This is a genomic window from Sphingobacterium phlebotomi (assembly GCF_008180195.1).
GTDB classification, from domain to species: domain Bacteria; phylum Bacteroidota; class Bacteroidia; order Sphingobacteriales; family Sphingobacteriaceae; genus Sphingobacterium; species Sphingobacterium phlebotomi.
Map to the genome: position 1 here is coordinate 1 of NZ_VTAV01000028.1, position 15968 is coordinate 15968.

Here is a 15968-nt window from a genome sequence, read left to right on the forward strand (position 1 = left end):
CAGGACCATCTGCAGAACGTGACAACCTGGTATGTGGACGGCAATGTGTACCAAGGCAGCCAGCTGATCGAGCAGCCGATACCATCGGGTATCTACTACCGCCAGGCGAATGTTTACCACTACCAATTAACGGACCACGTAGGTTCGGTGAGAGCTATCATCAACCGGAACAAGCTGTCCAGCGGAAATGCGGACATTATATACTATGCCGACTATTATCCTTTTGGCTCCATCATCCAATCGGCCGGTATCCCATCGCGCTACGGCTATCAAGGCGAATATTCGGAAAAAGATGGTGAAACTGGCTGGAATAATTTCTATCTTCGTAACTACGATCCTGCGATAGGACGTTGGCTGAGTACGGATCCTTATGGGCAATACTGGTCTCCCTATGTGGGGATGGGTAACAACCCGGTGATGAGGTTTGATCCGGATGGTGGCTGGAGTTGGTTGGGGGCAGGTTTCAAATGGATTGGTGCAGCTTTGCGGGGAGAAAATCCCTCCGGACTTACGAAAAGGTTTGACGGTGAATGGGGCTTCTATACGAGCAATGGAGCTGTTAACGGGAATGGTGTCACTATAACGGGAGGAGCTAATTTTGATGATGGAGGAACAAGTTCACATATTTATCAGCATGCGGTAAATAATGCTTGGCGTCCTTCGGAATTATATTTTTTGCAGGATTACAATCCAATACTGGGCGAGTGGCGCCAACGGGGCAGTGGAGCCATCACGCCGGTGTACATAGAAGCTGATCTGATACCTTCGCCGGCTACACCGGTGAAATACGGATGGAAGGCACTATCCCTTGCCGCTAAGGTTAATAATGCTGCTAAGGGGGGAGCTACGTTCTTTGAGGGTGCGAAATATTCAGATAAGGTACTTCGTCAAATGGGTAAAGCCGATGATTTATTTCACGGTTTCCCTAAAAGTGTAGATGGTTTTGCTACTAAATTTGGTCAATGGTCAACGAAGGTTGGAGCGGATGGGAAGACTTATCAATGGTTGAAAATGAATGGCAGTTATGGAGGCAAAACGGGTACATTTGAATACATCAAAGATGCTAACGGAATAATTAACCACAGATTTTTTAACGTACCTAAAGTTCCTTAGAATGGAAAATACATTGAGTTATCTAAATTTTATAAAAGAGAAAGGCAGGCCATTATCTGAAATTAATCCAGGTAGTGATGAAATCGCATTGGCCGTTGATGATGCTTTGCAAGCAATAGAGTTATTAAAAGATATTCAAACAGCAATTTTAGGAGGGGATATACTTTCAGAGGATAGCGGAGAGCTTATTTATGCTTATCAGCTTTGGGGAGAAGAATATCATTACTTGAATTGGTATTGTGATAGAATAGACAATGAGAGTGAAGATGATTATTTAAAAAGGAGCTATATCTTAGCACAAGAAGGTATTACAAATGCCCACGCAACAGCTGAAAAACTTAAAAAGAAATGTTACATAGTTTTTGTAACTGAATGACTTAAACGCCAGGCTTACAGCTTGGCGTTTTTGTTTTACATCAAAGAAATCTTGCTTGCTTTGATAAAGTGGTCAACGGTAGTTAGCAGGCATTCCTTTTCCTTTTCGGGCAGTGTGGCAAAAAGCCCAAAGCCTGATAGGAGCAGCAGCACAACAGGCAGCACCCAAGCCAATCATACAACCCGAAAATTTAGGCGACATCTTCCAAAAGCTAAGACCGAGCTTTTACAGCAGCAGCAAAGCGAGAGCCTACGCAGAGAGCCGAAATATTTACACTGCCAAGTTAGAAGCGGGCTATAACAACGGAACGCATTACAGCAAGCTAAAAAACTGCATCATCTTTCCATTGAAGGATAAAGAAAACAACATTGTGAGCTTTTACGGCAGGAATACGCAGAGCAAAGGAAAAGACGACAGGCATTTTTATACGGCAAACAGAAACGGTTTATATCCGAACTATCCGACAGCAGAAACGGAAACCATCATCATCACCGAAAGCATAATAGACGCAGCAACGATACAGCTTTACACCACCTACAAAACATTGTCATTGTTCGGCACAAACGTACTGAACGAAGAACACAAAGAAGCGTTGCAGAGCTTACCGCACCTGAAAGAAATCATTATGTTCCTGAATGGCGATGAAGCGGGCAGGGAATGGACAGGCAAGCACAGCGAAACCTTACAGGGACTGTTGCCGAAAATCACCATCAGCACCGTAAATACACCTGATGAAGAAGATATAAACAGCCTGATACAGGGACACGAAGCGGAAATATTACAACACCTGATTAATGAAAGGCAGATACTTTTTTCTTCACTTGAAAAAGAAAAGCCAGCCCCTGAAATCGGCTTTGCCGATTCGCTGACACCAATAAAAAATAATAATGATAGTCAGCAAACCGTAGAACCACCAATCATTACAACGGTTGGCAAGCTGAATACAAGCAATGCTGATTACATCAGCTTCGTGTATGAAAACCTGTTGTTCTCCATTGTTGGCGGTATCGCTTTATATCCTTTGGATAAGCTGAAAATCACATTAAAGATACAGGTAGCAAAAAGCCTGAACCCCTTGCACACGATACGCCAGAGCAATCTTGATCTGTACAGCGAAGAACAGGCGGAAAAATTTATCCGCAGGGCAAGCGAGAAACTGGAAACCGGAAGCAAGCAGATCAGCTACGCTATAGCGGAACTGATTACTTTACTGGAAGATTACCGCAATGCCAGAATAGAAGCACAGAAACCAAAGGCGGAAAAGCCCAAAGTATTAACGGAGTTCAGAAAGAAAGAACTAACCAAACTGTTACAAAGCAAAAACCTGTACAAAAAGCTGAACGAATTAATCGGCAAAACAGGCGTAATAGGCGAAGCAAAGAACCGCTTAATAATGTGGACGGTGTTTACATCAAGGCTAACCGACCATCCTTTGCACATCATCTGTTTAGGGGCAAGCGGAACGGGCAAGACGTATTTACAGGAAAAAATATCGGAACTGATACCGAAGCAGCACAAAGTAAGTTTTACAGCTTCTACCGAAAACGCATTGTACTACGTTGGCAAGACCGATCTTAAAAACAAGCTCATTCTTATTGAAGATATGGACGGAGCAAACAGCGTACTGTATGTATTGCGTGAGCTTCAAAGCAAAGGCTATGTAAGCAAAATAGTCCCGATGAAGGACAGCAAGGGTAATATGAAAACGATACTGCTGGAAGTGGAAGGCCCGATCTGTTTATCGGGAACGACCACCAAAGAACGCATTTACGAAGACAACGCCAACCGTTGTTTGCTGATATACCTTGACAACAGCGATACGCAGCAGCAAAGCATAATGCAATACCAAAGGTTGTTGAGTGCGGGCAAAATCAACAAAGCGGAAGAAGAAAGCACAAAGGAACTGTTACAGGACTTGCAGCTAATGCTTAGAAAAATCAATGTGGTCAATCCTTATGCCGATAAATTAATCATACCCGAAAGCGTATTTAAGCCGTTACGCACCAATGCCCATTATTTGCAGTTCATAGAAGCGATAACGTTCATACACCAATACCAACGGGAAGTAAAGAAAGACCAGCTGGGCAATCCATTTATAGAAACGACATTGGAAGATATTGCCTTGGCCAATGAATTACTGCAGGAAGTTTTATTGGCAAAGAGCGATGAACTAACAAAGGCTTGCAGGGACTTTTTGGAAACGCTGAAAGCATTATTGCACAAGGAAAAGAAGCACAGCTTTTACAGGAGTGAAATAAGAACCTTATTAAAAATCAACCCGCACAACCTGAACCATTACCTGAAAACACTGCACTTCTACGGTTATGTAAAAAGCATAGGCGGCAACAAATACAAAGGCGGTTACGAATACGAAATCACCAACAAAGACGAATACAGCAGGCTGCAGAACAGCATAGAGACGGCATTGGACAAGGCTTTGCAAGACATCAGGGGAAAGGCCGTAAGTAATGTAAGTAACAGTAAGTAATCAGCTCAATTACTCACTCAACTACCTGTAAATATATCGATAAAGTACAGTAAGTAATAAAAACAAAAATATTTTTATAGCCAGGCGTGCACAAAAAATTGAGGAGCCTTATGGGGATTGAGACTAAACAACCCGCTTTCCATAAATAATCACATGCCGATCATCAAATAACGTCGTGAAATACAAATAATCTTCCCCGCCATCTTTAATTTTGAACTTCCTTCGGATATCGTCCACTTTCAATGGGAAGTTTTTGGCGATGATATTTGCTTTTGTAATGTCAACGTTCTTTTTAAAAACCGAAAAAGGAACGACCTGCTGTATTTGAAAGACGCGTCCGGGAAATTCCGGAATGAGATGATCACGGGTATAGAGATGGCTGTGCTGATGCAGTTTCTGTAGGTTAAAGACGGTCGCTACAGACTTAAAAGCACCAGCTTTCGTAATAGCGACATCCGGATCGTATAAAAAGTTTGTCGGTTCGCCTAACACGGGTGTAGCTTCCTTCTCCTGTACGTAATTAAAAGAAAAAATCCCTGGTTCATCTTCCGTAGATAGACGCACAGCATGAATGCGGGGTATACCTTGGAATGATTTGTGTTGGACGAACAGTAATTCCTTACAATCGTTTTCGATGCTGATGACATAGACATCTTTGACATGCGGCAATACGTTTAATGCTCCAGAGATGTCGAGCAGTGGCGCTAATTTGGTAATTAGTGTATCCGAATGTTCAAAAAATAGGGGTTGATAGGCGAGTATATTCGGCTCGCAATCTTCCAGTCGGAAGACCTTTTGGTTTTTTACCCTTCGGGATGGATCGGCATAAATATAATCGAACTCTTTATCCGATGAAATCAGGAAAGCAATACCGTCTCCGGTGTGGAATTGCACATTATCTACACCCAATTCGCTGAGATTATGCGTGACAATTTGTGATAATTCGGGGTTGATTTCACAGTGGATTACCTTTTTCGCCTGTTGTGCAAAATAATAGCTGTCTACGCCAAATCCACCTGTCAAATCCAGCACCGTACTGTTTGGTGAAAGGAGGGAGGCTTTGAACTTTCCGGTTCGCGCGGAAGAGCACTGTTCCAGATTCAGCTTTTCGGGGTAATACAGCACGCTACCTTGTTCCAGCCATTCGCGTACTTTCGTGCTGACCTTCTGCCAACCGTTTACCTGTTGGGCAAGCTCAGATGATGACACCTGCACAAATGGACTTTTTTTCAAAGCGATGCTGCTTGCATCCTCATGCGCATGCTGGCGAATAAATGCCTGGACTTCCGGTGATAAAATGTTGTTGTTCATCACGGACTACCGACTATTGATCTTTAACTAAAAGTTGACAGGTATAACTGTCTTTGAGCTCTCGGATAATTTTTTTATTCACCAATACGCGGTCGATGGTTTCCTGATTGAAATAGCGAATGGTAATAAGTTCTAAACCTTTTTCGACACTCACCTTATAGCGTTTTTCCAGTTCTTCCAACAATGCTTCTACGTTTGCTCCCGTGTCATCGATACTGACGCAGAAGCTGATCGCGCTATTGTGCATCATATTGATTTTGATACGATGACGATGGAACAGGTTGAAGATGTGGCTCAGGTTATCCTCCACAATAAAGGAAAAGTCCCGCGGCTGTATACTCACAAAAACCTGGTTGACTTTAAAAATAAAGGAGGGAATAAGTAGTCCGTTATTGGTGGTACGGATAAGTGTTCCCGGTTCTTCAGGATGTACGAAAGAACGCACATTTAGTGTGATTTTCTTATTCTGTAGTGGTTTGATTGTCTTGGGATGGATAACCGTGGCACCGTAGTAAGTAAGCTCAATGGCATCGGTATACGACAACTCTGGGATGAGCTCTGTCGGGTTAAACCATTTGGGATCTGCGTTGAGCACACCGGGTACATCTTTCCATATCGTTACGTCGTCCGCCTGTAGGCACGCTGCAAAGATAGCCGCAGAATAGTCAGAACCTTCGCGACCCAATGTTGTTGTAAAATTTTCAGATGTGGAGCCGATGAAACCTTGCGTGATAATGATTTGCTCGTCGAGTAGGACAGGTAGTTCTCTGCGGATTTTATCTTCTGTTTTTTGCCAATCGACTTCCGCCTCCCGATAGGTGTTGTCTGTAAAAATATAATCACGTGCATCTATCCATTTGATGGGTAATCCGGTATGGGCACAATAGGCAGCGAGGATTTTCGAAGAAACAATTTCACCGGTAGAGACAATCTGGTCATGTAGGTAGTCATACGAATCCTGGGGTTCTTCTTCCAGTATCCATTCAATTTCGACGAAGCAATTGGCTATATCATCAAATATAGGATGATGTGACACGCCAAAAAGCTCGGTCAGAATCTGTTGATGTGCTGTTTTAACTTTTTCTAACAGGTCAAATGCCTGTCCGGTTTGGTCAACAAAATGTTGGGTAACTTCGGTCAAGGCATTGGTGGTTTTACCGAGTGCCGAAACAACCACAAGCAATTCACCCGTTTTACATTTTGTGATAATATGTGCTACATTGCGTATGCTGTCTGCATCTTTTACCGATGCTCCGCCAAATTTAAATACTTGCATGAAAACGTTTTATTTTATAACTGCTAACAACCGCTTACCTTTCTCCGTCATCGTATCCGCCAGCGCGCTATACGGGATGAGAAGCGTCGTTGGTCCGTCAGCATAGGATTTTATTTCGTAAGGATTGTAGTGGAACAAAAGTCCTGCCTGGGTCAGCCCAAAGTTGTCTGCAAGGGTAAAGGTTCCTTCATCAAAGAAATAAGCACTCCCGTAAGAACTCGTATCACTCAATTGTTCCTGTTTTCTGAAATGGCTTTCCACAATTTGACGTAAAGCAAGTGTATCTTGAAAAAGATCGGTCAGTGAAAGCTTTCGTTTATTTTGTGTATCGTAGTTTGACCAGATTTCGATCTCCATCCCATGTGCGCCTCCTGTATACTCGCTGATGGCATTCTTTAAGGTAAGAAAGCCAGGCACATTAAAAACAACCTCACAAGCTTGGTTTCTAAACCAAGCATGAAAAGTCTGATGCTCACTTTCTATTTGCTCTTCTGCATATTCATTAAACCCGCCTAGAAAACTCTCTGCTACTTGACTTGCATGATGTTCACCATCGACAAAGATAGCATCCCGAACCAAGGAATCAATTTCGGGTGGAAATACGGGATAACGCGCGGCATAGAATGTTGTATCCAGGGTTGTTTCATCGCCGGAAAAGTAAGGGCTGATTTCTTTGAAAACCTCCATGTGGTAATCCACCGTATCGTTTACAGACATAAGGGCATCTTCTGATGTAGCTACATTCTCCTGTAGTTTATTTCCATTGATGCAGCTATTGGTAAATACCAAAATCCCCACACCAATACCATATATTAAATTTTTTTTCATCAATCACGAAATGCAGTCGCCCCCTATGCCTTTGTTCTTTATCCTTATTCTTTGTTCTTATAATGTTTGATAACACGTTTGCCGAAAATAGTGCTTCCCAATCGCACCATGTTCGCACCTTTCTCTATCGCCAGACTATAATCTGACGACATGCCCATCGACAGCGTGTCGAAGGTGTCCTCTTTACGAAAAAAGCTAGCCTTAATCCCGTCAAACAACATTTTTAGCTCATAAAACTCTTCCTTGACTACCTTTTCGTTATCTGTATTGGTCGCGATGCCCATTAACCCACGGACACGTATATGCGGTAAACCTTGGAAGTCATCACTACGCAGCATTTCGATAAGCTCCGCATGATCGAAGCCAAATTTGGTTCCTTCATCCGCAATATAAACCTGTAAAAGACAGTCGATGGTCCGATTGTGCTTGGCAGCGTGTTTATCGATTTCCTTTAAAACCTTTAAAGAATCCACAGACTGTATCATGGATACAAAAGGAGCGATATATTTCACTTTATTGGTCTGTAGGTGCCCCACAAGATGCCAGGCAATATCTTTGGGTAAAGCTTCATACTTCTCTACCATCTCCTGCACCATGTTTTCGCCAAATAAACGTTGCCCTGCTTGATAAGCTTCCATGATTTCTTCGTTGGATTTCGTTTTGGAAACGGCAACAAGGGTGACACCGATCGGGTTAAGGTCGACTTGTAAAGATTCAATATTTGCTGCAATACTCATTTTGGAAGTGGTTATTATAATGCCTTTTTGTAATTTTGTACAAACTTACGAAATGCAGCGCTTAATACTTATTATATTGTCGTCGTTTTTTTTGATGATTTCCTGTAACAGATCGAAGCCGAAAGGAACGCTTTCGGAAAAGACGATGGTGGATTTGATGACAGACGTACATCTCGTAGATGGCTACTTGAACACGTTGCCGGTGGATAGTACACGTAAAGTTATTGACGGGCTGTATGATGAGGTGTTTGAAAAATACGGTATAGATTCGGTTAAATTTAAGGAGAATATAGCCTATTATTTAGGCAACCCTATAGTCTCTAAGGAATTGTACGCGGAGGTAACTAAAAAATTAAATGCGTATGAGGACGATTACCGTCGGACGGATTCTTTGAAAAATGCACGGGTTTCCGATAGTATACGCGTCGTTCAACGGTTTGAACGTTTAAAAGAGGCCGCCCGGAGATTGATTTTGGAAGTCGATGTGGACACGATACCATTAACCTATCGGGTTCATCAAAAGGATTTTATGGATGGCGCCGGACTGTATGCGATACAGACGTATCAACCTACGATTCAACCTTCTGCTCCAGAAAAACCTGTGGCAGATGAATCCAATGGAGAAACAACGAAAAAGCTTCAAGTGGATTCGGTACCCCGACGAATCCGGCCAAACCCGATCCGAAATACCACACCGCAAAAAGTAGAAGCGACGCCGCTTGAAAATTAAGGATTTTATGATTTTCCCTAAAAATGCCCTAGATAAATTAGGTTTTATTGAAATTAAAGACCTAATAAAAGATAAATGTTTGAGTGAATCCGGGAAGGAGATGGTGGAGAAAATCCAGCCTCAGGTAAAACTTGAACAGATAGATAGGTTTCTTCGTCAAACACAGGAGTTTAAGGATTTGTTGGTTAACGATGCTCCACTTCCTGTAGACCACTTATATCCCATAAAGCCATTAGGGGAAAAGGCCCGTGTAGAAGGTTCTTTTTTGGCAGAAGAAGAATTTCACCGTATTTTACTTTCGCTACGTACCGTGTATGCTATTATCCGTTATTTCAATGAGCGGGAAGGGCAGTATGTGCACCTGGAGTTGCTGTTTGAACATTTGCCTATCGAAACAAAGATTATCCGACAGATTGAAGCGGTGATAGACGACCGGGGAAAAATGAAGGATAATGCGTCTCGCTTGTTGCTGGATTTGACCCAGCAAATACTTAAAAGTGAACAGGAAGCGCGTAAACGTATTGATCAGGTATTTAAGCAGGCTCAAAATAACGGCTGGACGGCAGATGGGAACTTAACGATTAGGGATGGCCGCTTATGTATTCCGATACTCGCCGAAAACAAGCGTAAGTTGAAGGGCTTTATACATGATGAATCTGCTACCGGACAAACGGCTTATATTGAGCCAGAAGAGGTGTTTCACCTTAATAATAAAGTAAGGGATTTAGCATTTGAGCGTAGGCGTGAAGTTATCCGTATATTGACGGAATTGACTACCGAGCTGCGCCCACATGTGTCCTTGCTATTAGCGTATCACGGATTATTGAGTAAACTCGATTTTGTTCGTGCGAAAGCGTTGTTTGCGATTGACATGGAAGCTGAAATGCCTGAATTGTCAAAAGAAGCGGAAATTAACTTAGTCAATGCACGGCATCCGTTGCTATTGCTCAATGCACGTAAAGAAAATCATCCGCCTGTCGTTCCCTTAAATATCAAGATAGATCAGGAAGACCGCGTAATTTTAGTGTCGGGACCGAATGCAGGAGGTAAATCGGTTTGCATGAAAACCGTCGGTTTGCTACAGCTTATGGTGCAATCGGGCTTGCTCATTCCAGCAGAAGCTACCTCTAAATTGGGTGTTTTTCGACAGATATTTGCCGATATCGGCGATGACCAATCCATCGAAAGCGATTTGAGTACCTACAGCGCTCACCTCTCAAAAATGAAGCATTTTACTGAATTTGCAAATGGGCGAACATTGGTGCTGATTGACGAATTCGGCACAGGAACGGATCCGTTGTTTGGTGGGCCCATTGCCGAAGCGGTATTAGAAACGTTGAACAAAAAAGGCGTGCGTGGCGTGATAACAACACACTATTCTAATCTTAAAGTATTTGCTAGCAATACGGCGGGCTTGGAAAATGCGTCGATGCTATTCGATAATGTTGCGATGCGTCCGCTATATATCCTGCAAGTAGGAAAGCCGGGCAGTTCGTACGCGTTTGAAATCGCGCAGAAAATCGGTTTGAATAAGGAAATCTTACATGCTGCCAAAGACAAAATAGGTAGCCGTCAGAAGAAAGTAGATACTTTATTGGTGGATTTGGAGCGTGATAAGAAAGAAATATACGACACGAAGGCGGCTATCGCTATGCGGGAACGTGAGTTAGAAAGATTGAAGAACGAATACGAAAACTTGCAGGGGTATCTGGAAGAAAATAAGAAGCAGATTATTCGGGAAGCGAAAGACGAGGCTCGCCAGATTTTAAAGAATGCCAATAAATTGGTGGAGAATACCGTTGCGGAGATTAAATCGGTACAAGCAGATAAAGAAAAAACAAGGGAAATACGACGTCGCTTACACGACGAAGTTGATAAACATACCGATAAAAAACCTGTTGCTAAACAGGTGATGGCTGCACAAGTTGATGAGTCTATCAAAGTTGGAGACTGGGTGAAGATTCTGGAAGCCGATACGGAAGCGCAGGTTATCGAGGTTTCGAAAGGGAATAACCTGATTCTGGCACTCGGAGAGCTGCGTACGGTGGTCAAGAAAAATAAGGTGGTTAAATTGCAGGGAAAAGAAAAAGCTAAGGTGATAAAGAAACACCGAACTATTTCTACGGAATCTGCCGCAGATTTTCAACCAGAGCTTGATGTAAGAGGAATGCGTACAGAAGATGCTTTACGGCAGCTGGAGACCGTGTTGGACCGTGCTGTTATGATCGGTTATCCTTCTTTGAAAATTTTACACGGTAAGGGAGATGGTATACTCCGGAAATTCATTCGGGATTATTTGCGCAAATATAGCCACGTGTCCCATTTTGAAGATGAGCATGCCGATCGGGGTGGGGATGGTGTTACGTATGCTCATATTCAGTAATGGCGAGCTTTTTTACCCTAAGTTATTAAACGAATACACATAATCCAGTGTGATAATAGCATCGTTTGCACGACGGATATTTTTTTGCGTACCCGTTATTTCATATACAACTGTAAGGTGTTCTCCTTTTTTTTCTACGCCTTTCCGTTGAGGCTTTACTTTATGTTCTTTCATGAAATTTTCAAATTCACCCAAATGTGATACCTGAATGTTTTGAAAAGTGACATGGATGGTACGGATAAAATAAATGTTGGCAAGTAGATTTTCCATTTTTTGGAATATGGAAAGAATAATCACCATGCAAAAGGTGAGAACAAAGCCAAGCGTGTAATTCCCAAAGCCGATCATCATGCCTACGCCTGCCATAGACCAGATTACGGCTGCGGTTGTTAATCCCTGTACCGTAAATTTACCTTGGTAAATGACGCCTGCACCGAGAAAACCAATGCCCGTAACAATATTAGCCGCTATACGATCGTCGGAGATATTGCCCATACGGGAAGTCAGGGTAAAGATCGTAGAGCCTAAACAAATGAGGATAATGGTTCGGAAACCCGCAGATTTATTTTTAAACTCCCGTTCAAAGCCAACCACCGCGCCACATAAAATGGATATTAATACAGGCTGGATAGGGACATCTTCTAACCACTCAAACATTAGAAATTCGGTTTCATTAAATATTTATCGTAGAAGCGGAAAATATGATCCGCAGCTTCTTCTGCTGTATCGACAAAACGGTAAAGTTTTAAATCTTCTTCGGAAATATAGGCGTTACCCAGCATGGAATGTTCAATCCAATCGAATAACCCTTTCCAATATTCCGTGCCTACCAAAACGATGGGGAAACGGGCAATCTTTCCGGTTTGAATTAGGGTAATGGCTTCAAACAGCTCATCCATCGTGCCAAAGCCGCCCGGCATCACAATGTATCCTTGTGAATACTTGGTAAACATGACTTTACGTACGAAGAAATAATTGAATTCCAACAGCTTGTCTCGGTCTATGTATTTATTGTGAAACTGTTCAAAGGGTAACTCGATATTGAGTCCGACCGATTTGCCGCCTGCATCGTACGCTCCTTTATTGGCAGCTTCCATAATCCCCGGACCTCCGCCTGAAATCACACCATAACCTTTGTCGGCGAGCAAACGTGCTATTTCGACTGTGATTTCATAATATTTGTGATCGGACTTCGTTCTTGCAGAGCCAAATATAGATACACAGGGGCCTATTTTAGCTAATTTTTCAAAACCGTCAACAAACTCCGCCATGATTTTAAAAATCTGCCAAGAGTCTTTTACTTTTATTTCTTGCCAAGTTTTATTGGCAAATGAACTTCTTATTTTGTCTTCTTTAACCATATACATGATTCAACTTGTTGAGATTTCCAAGATAGGAATTTTTTTGTTTATTTTTGTGTATGCATTTTTCGTCGCGACTTTTAGAACAGGCAGTGGATGAGTTTGGGCGTTTGCCCGGAATAGGTAAAAAAACCGCGCTGCGTTTGGTACTGCATTTGTTGAAACAACCAAATAACGATGTGAGCCGTTTTACCCATGCTATAGACCAACTTAAAGAACAGATACGTTACTGTAAAACCTGTTTTAATATTTCTGATCAGGAAGTATGCGAAATCTGTACGTCGGTTAAACGGGATCGTGCGACGATCTGTGTGGTGGAGGATACACGCGATGTGATGGCTATTGAGAATACCAATCAATACCAGGGTGTTTATCATGTACTTGGCGGACTTATTTCACCGATGGATGGCGTGGGGCCTTCTGACTTGAAGATAGATGCACTGTTGGAGCGATTGAAGAGCGGTGAAGTCCGCGAAATTATTTTGGCTCTTAGTGCGACAATGGAAGGTGATACAACTATTTTCTATTTGTATAGAAAATTAAAGGATTTTGATGTACAGATTAGCACGATAGCAAGGGGGATCGCCTTTGGCGGTGAATTGGAATACGTCGATGAAATAACGTTAGGGCGGTCCATCGCCACGCGTGTACCCTATGAAAGAAATATAGGGTAGTTTATACTACATTTTCTTCAATATCCATGAAAAACCAATACTCGTGAAAATTAATATCCCCGCCGTACCAAACCATAAGATTTGATAGCCGAAATGTTCTGCAACATATGTGCCCAGATAGGGTGAGAAAATATTGGCGGCAGCGAATGCCAATGAATTGAACCCCATATAAGCCCCTTGTGTATTCGCTGTGGCACGGGATGCACTGATGGTTGCTGTAAAGGGTAAAGTGAGCATTTCACCGACACACAGGATGAACATGGAAAAATATAACCAGGCAATTCCTAAAGGAATAGACAGCATGAAATAGGAAACCCCTGCCACAGCAGTTCCAAAAATCATGACCTGCCGAGGTGTGAAGCGACGCTCAACACCGTGTACTAACAACATTTCAAACACAACGATGCTGAAACCGTTGAACCCTAAAAGTATCCCGATTTGTACTTCCGAGAGCTGAATAACTTCCTTATAATACAAAGGAACTGTACTCAATAATTGGAAGAAGGCCATCGAAAATAGACAACAAAAGATGTTGAAGACGATAAAGGGGATATCTAAATAGGCATTTCTGTCGTTCTTTGTTAATATTTTCTCTTCTTTCCGCTGTATACTTACAGTGGAACGTGGCTTACGATTTCGGAAGAAAATAAGAAAAACGACTGCTGCAGATAACGCAGCAATAGCATTTCCATAAAAGATCCAACTATAAGAAATCATCGCCAAAAAGCCGCCCAATGCCGGGCCGACTGAAAATCCCAAATTGACGGCCATGCGGTTGAGAGAATACGCCTTTGTTAAATTTTCTGGCCTGGCATACCGTGCTACAGCAACGGAGTTGGCCGGACGAAATGTATCAGCGATGAGTGTTAACAGGAAAATCATACCAGCTAAGCTCTCGAAGGTTCTAAACTGTGGTAGTATGATAAAGACGGGAACGGTAAGCAATAAACTGATAGCTTGTACATGGAAATTACCAAATCGATCCGTTAACCAACCACCCAACCAAGAACCACACACCGAACCTAATCCGAAACAGCCTAATACGATTCCAACCTGTGCTTTGCTGAATTGCAGTTCTGAAGCCATATACATACTCAAGAATGGAATGACCATAGAACCTGTACGGTTAATAAGCATCACAAGCGCCAATAACCAGGCTTCAGTCGATAGACCTCGATACGAATTAAAATAGAGTTGTACTAATTTTTTCAAGTCAAGAAGAGAAGTATAAAAAACAAAACGGACACCTTTTAAAGCGTCCGTCTATAACTTTAGTAAAATGAGACTGACTAGCTTTTTTTGTGTATCCTGTAAAGTCTACCAGCGTCTGTAATCGCGAATATCTCGCCGTTTTTACCTTGTGCGACATCACGGAAGCGCTGGCCTTCTTTCTCCAAGAGACGCTCTTCGCCTACCACTTTATTGTCTTTGATAACCAATCTAGCGATATGCGTGCTGCTTAAGCCGCCACTGAACAAATTGTTTTTCCATTCCGGAATAGCATCACTTGTGTAGAACGCGAGGCCGCTTGGCGATAATACAGGATCCCAGTAGTAAACAGGTTGCTCCAAACCTTCTTGTTGTTGGATAGGTGGATTTCCTATTTCTTTCCCGCTGTATTCCAAACCGTAAGTGATAATCGGCCATCCGTAATTCTTTCCTCCTTCGATATGATTGAGTTCATCACCACCTCGTGGGCCAAATTCGGTAGACCATAAATCGCCCGTTTCTGGATGCAGCGCTAAACCTTGTACATTTCTATTTCCGTAGCTATAAATTTCTGGACGAGCATCGCTGTTTGAAGCAAAGGGGTTGCCCGGTGCTGGCTGGCCGTCTTTTGTGATGCGAACAATTTTTCCCAAAGCGGATTGGAGGTCTTGTGCTTGTGGTCTTGTTTCTAAGTCTGAGCGTTCGCCGGTACTCACAAATAGGTTGCCGTCTCTATCGAAGATGATACGTCCACCGTAGTGTTGTCTCCCATCATAAGTCGGTAAGGCTTGGTAAATGACTTGTGCATTCTCAATAGATTTTTCGTCATCTGCCAGACGTCCTTTTGCTACTGCTGTATGGTTTCCGCCGGTTACGGGTTCAGAAAATACCCAGTAGACCATTCGGTTAGAAGCAAAATCAGGGTCGAGTGTAAGCCCAAGGAGGCCGCCCTGCCCACGCGCATCCACCTTGGGGATGCCGCCAATTGCTTCGCTAAGCTCGCCATTGTCTGAAACGATACGCATATTACCCTCATTTTCGGTAATGAGTAATCGACCATCAGGAAGAACAGCAATTCCCCACGGCGATTTGAGCTTGTCCGTGACGACTTGGCTTTCATATGGTGTCTGTGTCTTTGCACCCGGAGCCCGTGTCTGACCTTCAAAAGCAGGCTTATAGTCTGTATTGGGGTTGTTTTTTTCGACGGGAGGGTAAACACTGTCTGTGACAGCGTCGTCTTCTGTCGACGTAGAGGCCCCGTTACTATTGCAGGAAGCAACGATCAATGAAGCCGTCGATAACAATAAAAAAGCTGGAAATGTTCGTTTCATCTGTCAAATATTATTTTTTAGTAAGTCTTTTTTATTTAAGTGCTAAATGTATGAAAATGTTTTGATAAAGGCATAAAAAAAGGTTTTCAAACGGGGAGAATGAAAACCTTTAGCTAACCAATTATAAACCTAAATTATGATACTGCAAATG

14 protein-coding genes are annotated in these 15968 nt (G+C 42.7%); 6 read left to right on the forward strand and 8 right to left on the reverse strand.

Annotated features, from left to right (window positions below):
* The 3 genes from FXV77_RS21370 to FXV77_RS21380 form a co-directional block, all read left to right on the forward strand.
* Nucleotides 1-1113, forward strand: a 1113-nt coding sequence (locus FXV77_RS21370; protein ID WP_148921282.1) for an RHS repeat-associated core domain-containing protein, incomplete at its 5' end; no start/stop codon positions are given.
* Nucleotide 1114: 1 nt separating this feature from the next.
* Nucleotides 1115-1489 carry an Imm40 family immunity protein gene (locus tag FXV77_RS21375; protein ID WP_148921283.1) on the forward strand — a complete coding sequence of 125 codons (375 nt, stop codon included), beginning with the start codon at nt 1115-1117 and terminating at the stop codon, nt 1487-1489.
* A 112-nt stretch (nt 1490-1601) separates the two neighbouring features.
* Complete coding sequence (locus FXV77_RS21380) at nt 1602-3977, forward strand: toprim domain-containing protein (protein ID WP_148921284.1); 2376 nt, start codon at nt 1602-1604, stop codon at nt 3975-3977.
* Nucleotides 3978-4100: 123 nt separating this feature from the next.
* On the opposite strand, the gene FXV77_RS21385 is transcribed toward FXV77_RS21380, so the two are convergent.
* The 4 genes from FXV77_RS21385 to FXV77_RS21400 are packed head-to-tail and all read right to left on the reverse strand — an operon-like array spanning nt 4101 to nt 8129.
* A complete protein-coding gene (locus FXV77_RS21385) occupies nt 4101-5288 on the reverse strand; it encodes a class I SAM-dependent methyltransferase (protein WP_148921285.1) in 1188 nt (395 codons plus the stop codon).
* A 13-nt stretch (nt 5289-5301) separates the two neighbouring features.
* Entirely contained in the window at nt 5302-6564 is a 1263-nt protein-coding gene (locus tag FXV77_RS21390; protein ID WP_148921286.1) for an aspartate kinase, read from the reverse strand.
* A 9-nt stretch (nt 6565-6573) separates the two neighbouring features.
* Nucleotides 6574-7392, reverse strand: coding sequence for a DUF3298 and DUF4163 domain-containing protein (locus tag FXV77_RS21395; RefSeq protein WP_148921287.1), 819 nt, complete (start codon nt 7390-7392; stop codon nt 6574-6576).
* A gap of 44 nt (nt 7393-7436) precedes the next feature.
* Nucleotides 7437-8129 (reverse strand): YggS family pyridoxal phosphate-dependent enzyme, encoded by a 693-nt coding sequence (locus tag FXV77_RS21400; protein WP_148921288.1) that lies wholly within the window; start codon nt 8127-8129, stop codon nt 7437-7439.
* A gap of 52 nt (nt 8130-8181) precedes the next feature.
* On the opposite strand from FXV77_RS21400, the gene FXV77_RS21405 reads away from it, so the two are divergent.
* Both FXV77_RS21405 and FXV77_RS21410 read left to right on the forward strand, forming a co-directional pair.
* Complete coding sequence (locus tag FXV77_RS21405; RefSeq protein WP_187444212.1) at nt 8182-8859, forward strand: DUF4296 domain-containing protein; 678 nt, start codon at nt 8182-8184, stop codon at nt 8857-8859.
* A 7-nt stretch (nt 8860-8866) separates the two neighbouring features.
* A complete protein-coding gene (locus tag FXV77_RS21410; RefSeq protein ID WP_148921290.1) occupies nt 8867-11242 on the forward strand; it encodes an endonuclease MutS2 in 2376 nt (791 codons plus the stop codon).
* 12 nt (nt 11243-11254) lie between these two features.
* On the opposite strand, the gene FXV77_RS21415 is transcribed toward FXV77_RS21410, so the two are convergent.
* Together FXV77_RS21415 and FXV77_RS21420 are read right to left on the reverse strand one after the other, a co-directional pair.
* Nucleotides 11255-11899 (reverse strand): MgtC/SapB family protein, encoded by a 645-nt coding sequence (locus tag FXV77_RS21415; RefSeq protein ID WP_148921291.1) that lies wholly within the window; start codon nt 11897-11899, stop codon nt 11255-11257.
* The gene (locus FXV77_RS21420) at nt 11899-12603 is read right to left on the reverse strand and encodes an LOG family protein (RefSeq protein ID WP_148921295.1); all 705 of its coding nucleotides are present in this window, start codon (nt 12601-12603) and stop codon (nt 11899-11901) included. Before FXV77_RS21420 ends, FXV77_RS21415 begins: the two co-directional genes overlap by 1 nt.
* Nucleotides 12604-12662: 59 nt before the next feature.
* Here FXV77_RS21420 and recR point away from each other — a divergent pair, with 59 nt between their 5' ends.
* Complete coding sequence (gene recR, locus FXV77_RS21425; protein WP_148921292.1) at nt 12663-13277, forward strand: recombination mediator RecR; 615 nt, start codon at nt 12663-12665, stop codon at nt 13275-13277.
* Nucleotides 13278-13283: 6 nt separating this feature from the next.
* Here the strand turns inward: recR and FXV77_RS21430 are convergent, their stop codons facing one another.
* Together FXV77_RS21430 and FXV77_RS21435 are read right to left on the reverse strand one after the other, a co-directional pair.
* Nucleotides 13284-14489: an MDR family MFS transporter gene (locus FXV77_RS21430; RefSeq protein WP_148921293.1), complete on the reverse strand. Its 1206-nt coding sequence runs from the start codon at nt 14487-14489 to the stop codon at nt 13284-13286.
* A gap of 77 nt (nt 14490-14566) precedes the next feature.
* On the reverse strand, nt 14567-15817 hold the full coding sequence (locus FXV77_RS21435; RefSeq protein WP_148921294.1) for a PQQ-dependent sugar dehydrogenase: 1251 nt from the start codon (nt 15815-15817) through the stop codon (nt 14567-14569).
* Nucleotides 15818-15968 lie beyond the last annotated feature (151 nt).

Excerpts from the sequence above, each read along its gene's own strand:
- FXV77_RS21375 (WP_148921283.1), top strand. The coding sequence starts at position 1,115 with ATGGAAAATACATTGAGTTATCTAAATTTTATAAAAGAGAAAGGCAGG.
- FXV77_RS21385 (WP_148921285.1), bottom strand. The coding sequence starts at position 5,288 with ATGAACAACAACATTTTATCACCGGAAGTCCAGGCATTTATTCGCCAG.
- FXV77_RS21390 (WP_148921286.1), bottom strand. The coding sequence starts at position 6,564 with ATGCAAGTATTTAAATTTGGCGGAGCATCGGTAAAAGATGCAGACAGC.
- FXV77_RS21395 (WP_148921287.1), bottom strand. The coding sequence starts at position 7,392 with ATGAAAAAAAATTTAATATATGGTATTGGTGTGGGGATTTTGGTATTT.
- FXV77_RS21400 (WP_148921288.1), bottom strand. The coding sequence starts at position 8,129 with ATGAGTATTGCAGCAAATATTGAATCTTTACAAGTCGACCTTAACCCG.
- FXV77_RS21405 (WP_187444212.1), top strand. The coding sequence starts at position 8,182 with ATGCAGCGCTTAATACTTATTATATTGTCGTCGTTTTTTTTGATGATT.
- FXV77_RS21410 (WP_148921290.1), top strand. The coding sequence starts at position 8,867 with ATGATTTTCCCTAAAAATGCCCTAGATAAATTAGGTTTTATTGAAATT.
- FXV77_RS21415 (WP_148921291.1), bottom strand. The coding sequence starts at position 11,899 with ATGTTTGAGTGGTTAGAAGATGTCCCTATCCAGCCTGTATTAATATCC.
- FXV77_RS21420 (WP_148921295.1), bottom strand. The coding sequence starts at position 12,603 with ATGGTTAAAGAAGACAAAATAAGAAGTTCATTTGCCAATAAAACTTGG.
- recR (WP_148921292.1), top strand. The coding sequence starts at position 12,663 with ATGCATTTTTCGTCGCGACTTTTAGAACAGGCAGTGGATGAGTTTGGG.
- FXV77_RS21435 (WP_148921294.1), bottom strand. The coding sequence starts at position 15,817 with ATGAAACGAACATTTCCAGCTTTTTTATTGTTATCGACGGCTTCATTG.